Below are 5,263 nucleotides of genomic sequence, written 5' to 3'. Positions count from 1 at the left end.
GGCTCCTCCCCCTCAGCCGGCTTCCCCTGGGCCGGTCATTTCTCAGGTGCCTTCCGTAGGGCAGCTTAACCAACCCCAACTGCCATCGGGATCCGTTGATCCCACTACTTCTCCCTTCCAGGGTCGAGCAGTAGCTCCTCCGGCAGGGGATCTTGCAGTCGGCAGCATCCTTCCTGCTCCCCCTCCAGTTGACTTGGGCTCAAATGCCAAGATTACCTTAACCCTGAGGGATGCTCCCGTAGGTGATGTGTTGAGTCTCTTGGTACGTCGAGCTGGATTAAATGTAGTTCTTAACGACGTTCCTCCGGACTTGACGATTTCCTTAGATGTAGCCGACTCACCCTTACAGGAAACGTTCAACTTTATCTTGCGGCTGAAGGAACTGCAAGCAACTCGTGTAGGGCAAACAGTTTTTATCGGCACTAGCCTTCCTGGAGTCGGCCAGCAGATTGTCAAAACATATAGACTTAATCAACTAAGAATCGAAGAGACAGAACAGACCTTTAACCTTACTGCTGCTGGGGCCGGAGGCGGGCAAGCAACAGTCGAAATCAATGCTAGACAACTAAGTATCACTCCAAGTGAAATCAGAAGTAGAATTTTAGCTATCCTGGAAGCATCGAATATCCCTCTTGCTCAAGAGTCAGCTATTCAAGCAGATCCAAGAACAAACTCACTAACTATTGTTGCCACACCTGCCCAGCATGATGTGATTGCAGCCTACCTTGCCCAGATTGATCTTAGAAGTCGTCAGGTCTTAGTTAGTGCTAGGTTTATTGAGATTAACCTCAATAACAACTCTAGTCTAGGAGTGGCATTAGGCGGTGCCTCTGGCAACTTTGCACTGGGCTCTGGAGATAATACCACCTTTGGTGGAACTCCCCTCAACCAACCTGCGGGATCTTCGGTTCCTGACGTTGGCGTAGTTCCTTCCGTAGGAACTGGCGGCTCACTTGTGTTCAACACCTTAAACCGACTCCAGCAATCTCTTGCGGCCCGCATAGATGCAGCTATTGCTTCAGGAACAGCCAAGATACTGGCTGACCCAAAAGTGGTCGTCGCTAACAACACGGGCGCGGCTATTGTAGTTGGTCAAGAAGTTATCACCAATAGGAGATTGGTAACAGACCCTGCAACGGGTACGTCAACAGTCGTTTTTGAAAAAGGAAACGCAGGAGTCAACTTAATTATTCAAAACGTCAGGATTGATGACAATGGCTACGTTACGTTGAATCTTCTTCCCCAGGTTTCATCTATCGGTAGCCAAATCACTTTAGCAGACGGAGCCGTAATTAGCTTGCTCAATCAGCGTTCTGTTGGCTCTTTGCAAATCAGACTTAAAGACAGGGAAACACTATTTTTGGCAGGATTGATACAAGAGGAGGATCGAGTGTCTGTTGATAAGGTTCCACTTCTTGCTGAGATCCCTCTGCTAGGCGCTCTCTTTCGTAGGCAAAACACGACGAACATTAGAAGTGAAGTTGTTGTCTTGATTACCCCAACTATTCTAGAAGAGTAGAAGAGTGGCCCGCCAATGACTGTCATTCTCTCAGACCGGTTGCTTTGCCAAAGATGGAAGATTCTCATAGAAACGGCTAAACCCTAAGATACGTTGCTGATTAATGCTGATGTCGAACTCTCGCCGCCGGCCTTGGCTGAAGCTGGGATCCCTGTTGCTCACCTTCGGGTTGGTCTGGGTGCTGGCTTGGGGTGAGGTAGGATGGCCGCAAACCTATCATCTCTCTCTACAGGTGCAGGGTCAAAGCTATTCACAGCTTGTCGAACAATCGCGCTCTTTGGTTTGGCAGACTTTGGCACAACAATTTCAGGCACAGCCGCAGGCGGAGCAGCTCACTTTAGAAGTACTGGGGCAAAGTGGGGAACAACAGCTGCCTCTATTCACGGTGCGAATGCCTCGTAGTGTTTGGCAGCAAAGCCCATCGCCAACTCAACTGGAGCAATATGCCACTTTCTATCCCAATGCATTAACTCTTTTACAACCAAGAGTGGCGGCCCGAAAAGCTCAGGTAGAATTTACTCCTCTTCCTCAAGGTGGAGTCGCATTGGTCTCTAGCAATCCTTCCAATGGCCAAAGAGGGATCCCAGTTGATCAAAGTATTCGCCTGCGTTTCGACCGAGAGCTTCCGACAGGAATGACGAGTTTGGCTTTTGGGATCCAGCCTCCTTTGGAAGTGGCCTTTGATATCCAGGGAAACGAGCTAATTGTACAGCCTTTACAGCCACTCAACTACAGTACCGATTACAGAGTGTTCTTACCTGCTGCCAAAGAGCTAGATTTACAAAATCCCATAGAGTTGACCTTCCGCACCGAGCCTCAATACACCTACCAGCGAGATATTCAGCCCCTACTGGATGCTAGCTGTGTGGGTTGTCATCAGCGGGCCGGTCGGATGCGGCGCAGCCCTTTGGATAGCTACGCCGCGGTGATGCGTTACGTAACGCCCGGATCAGAAAATAGCGAGTTGCTGAAACCGCGCTGGTTGGCTCGCCATGCTGTTATTCAACGGGCGGCAGGGATCCCCTTGAATGCAGAAGGAGAAGGGGCCGACGCCCCCGGTTCCTTATCGGAGCTTGGGACGGGAACTGTGCCGACGCCGAGACCCCCCGTGAGTGATCCCCAAGGAGAATTTCCCGGCTCTTTTATTGGACGCAGCGGATCTCCCGAATTGGCCTACATTCGCCGCAACGGCACCGGCACGGATCGCTTGGGCCACTTGAGCCCTGAAGAAATCCAGATCTTGCGTACCTGGATTATTCAGGATTGGGCTGCTGAGACCCACAAAAGTTAACCCGATGGCTCGGGGAGTCTTTATTGAGTTAAGATGAGTTGACCTAGATGTTAAGTTTCTTGACCAACTGCTTATCTTGGAACCAAAACCCTACGAGACCAACCGGTGACAACTGCTGCCAGGGATCCCTTGGATTGCATGAGGTGGGTTGTAGAAGCTTTTGGCAAGCGACTGGCAACCAGCTTGAGGACGAGAGCTGAGATTAGCGTCATTGCTGGCGCTGTTTTCGTGTCGCTCCGAGAGGAATCCTGCTAACTTTTTATCATTCAAAAAATAGGGATCCCAAATATGGGGATCCCCAAGTCTCCTTCCTCTAGTGTCTCAGTCTTCAACACACCTGTGTGAGTCGTTCTAATCTTAGGAACAAAACTGTGAAAAAGTCGTGCAGAGAAGCAAAGGACCTAAGCCCCGCTGTCTTGCTCAGGTGGCCTGGGATCCGGGACAGGCGATGAGCGCCAGCTCCACCTGATGTTCTCGGGGTTGCTGCAGTTGCACCTCCACGTCGCGGCCAAAGAAGCCCTGCATTTTTTTCTGGTAGCTCTCCTGCCATTGCTGGAAGGGAACGGCCGGCGAATCGAAGAGAAGTACCAGGGTGTAGCGGCCATCCCGCAATTCTTCTCTGTAGCCTCTGATTTTGGGTAGGTCTGCTTCCAGAGGGCCGCGCAGGCCGAGGAACTCCAGGGCCTCTTCCAGGTGGGCGTTGGCCCCATAGCTGTATTTGGTGATGTCGGCGCGGACTTGTTTTTGAATTTCCGTGGCCTGCTGAGCACGGGCTTGGAGCACTTCTGGCGAGGGGGGCGTCAGGGCAGGCACTGGCTTGAGCTCCACCACCTTCATGGTCACCCCCCCCAGCAGCAAGGGGATCCCGGCAAACAGGCCGATGAGGTTCAGGGTGGGATCGCTGTACTGGGCAAAGCCCCAAGCTGTGGCGGCAACGCCCGCCAACAACACCAGGGTGCTCAGGGGGAGGGGCAGCTTTTCAAACATACAAGCAGGAGGGAAAGGCAACCTGAACCCAGGCTAGCAGGAAAGACACTTCCTGGGGTGACCTTGAGGGTGGACTTGGCTCCGCTGGGGGTGGATAATGGCTGGACGCTGGTGTGTTGGGGAGTGGCCCATGGTTCTGTCGCATCTGTCGAAGGCTTCCCGTCCTCTGCGTCTGCTGGATCGCAAAGCTCAAGAGCGGGCCCCTCTTTTTGAGGCCATCCGCCACTATTGCAGCTTGGACAAGGCTCCCTTTCACACGCCAGGCCACAAGCAGGGACGCGGGATCGCCACCGACCTGCGGGAGTTTTTGGGAGAAAACGTCTTCCGGGCGGATCTCACCGAGTTGCCGGAGGTGGACAACCTCCACGATCCCGACGGCGTGATCCGGGAAGCCCAGGAGCTGGCGGCAGCCGCCTACGGAGCGGATCGCAGTTGGTTTCTGGTGAATGGCTCCACCTGTGGCGTGGAAACCCTGGTGATGGCCGTGTGCGACCCAGGGGACAAGATCCTGCTGCCGCGCAACTGCCACAAGTCGGCCATTGCCGGCGTGATCCTCTCCGGGGCTGTGCCGGCCTATATTGAGCCCGACTTCGACATAGAACTGGGCATTGCCCACGGCATCACTCCTGCCGGCCTGGAGCAGGCCCTGGCCGAGCACCCCGACGCCAAGGGCGTGTTGGTGGTCAGCCCCACCTACTACGGGGTTTGCTGCGACCTAGAAACCTTAGCGGCCATCGCCCACAGCCACGGCCTGCCCTTCTTAGTGGACGAGGCCCACGGGCCCCACTTTGGCTTTCACCCGCAACTGCCCCTCTCCGCCTTGGAAGCTGGTGCCGATCTGGTGGTGCAGTCCACCCACAAGGTGATCTCCGGCATGACGCAAGCCTCGATGCTCCACCTCAAGGGATCCCGCATCGATCCCAACCGTGTGCGCAACATCTTGCAACTGCTGCAATCGACTAGCCCCAACTACGTGCTGATGATGTCGCTGGACGTGGCGCGGCGGCAGATGGCCCTGGAAGGGGAAGCTTTGCTGGGCCAAGCCCTGGCTTTAGCCGATCAAGCCCGCGCCCGCCTCAACCGCATTCCAGGGCTCTTTTGCTTTGGCCCGGAGCGCATCGGCTCTACACCTGGCTTTTTCGATCTGGATCGCACCCGCTTGACGGTGACGGTGTCGGGGCTGGGCCTTTTTGGCTTCGACGCCCACGACTGGGTCAACGACCACTTCCACGTGCAGCCGGAGATGTCCACCCTGCACAACGTGGTCTTTATCGTGAGCCTCGGCAACACCCAGCGGGATATCGACCGGCTGGTGGAGAGCTTCGCCGCTTTGTCGAAGCAGGCCCAGGGATCCCAACCCTCGCTGGCGATGGCCGAGAAACTGCGGCGCCTGGCCCAGTTGAAACGCCCTCCCCTGCCGCCGCAACGGCTCTCGCCGCGGCAGGCTTTCTTTGCCCCCATCGAGC

General features: G+C 55.1%; 4 protein-coding genes. 3 read left to right on the top strand and 1 reads right to left on the bottom strand.

Annotated elements, in window-relative coordinates; genetic code table 11:
- Together NW835_RS02085 and NW835_RS02080 are read left to right on the top strand one after the other, a co-directional pair.
- Positions 1 to 1,519: type II secretion system protein GspD (locus tag NW835_RS02085; protein ID WP_414414397.1), on the top strand; the 1,519-nt coding region annotated here is incomplete at its 5' end.
- 109 nt (positions 1,520 to 1,628) lie between these two features.
- Positions 1,629 to 2,810, top strand: coding sequence for an Ig-like domain-containing protein (locus NW835_RS02080; RefSeq protein ID WP_414414396.1), 1,182 nt, complete (start codon positions 1,629 to 1,631; stop codon positions 2,808 to 2,810).
- Positions 2,811 to 3,230: 420 nt separating this feature from the next.
- Here the strand turns inward: NW835_RS02080 and NW835_RS02075 are convergent, their stop codons facing one another.
- Positions 3,231 to 3,797, bottom strand: a complete 567-nt coding sequence (locus tag NW835_RS02075) for a DUF2854 domain-containing protein (protein ID WP_414414395.1) — start codon at positions 3,795 to 3,797, stop codon at positions 3,231 to 3,233.
- A gap of 130 nt (positions 3,798 to 3,927) precedes the next feature.
- On the opposite strand from NW835_RS02075, the gene NW835_RS02070 reads away from it, so the two are divergent.
- On the top strand, positions 3,928 to 5,263 hold a 1,336-nt coding region (locus NW835_RS02070; RefSeq protein ID WP_414414394.1), incomplete at its 3' end, for an aminotransferase class I/II-fold pyridoxal phosphate-dependent enzyme.

Origin of the sequence: Synechococcus sp. OH2, assembly GCF_047462155.1 — a bacterium.
Classification (GTDB): Bacteria; Cyanobacteriota; Cyanobacteriia; order Thermostichales; family Thermostichaceae; genus Thermostichus.
The sequence above is the reverse complement of the archived record's forward strand: the minus strand, read 5'-3'. Positions and strand labels throughout refer to the sequence as shown.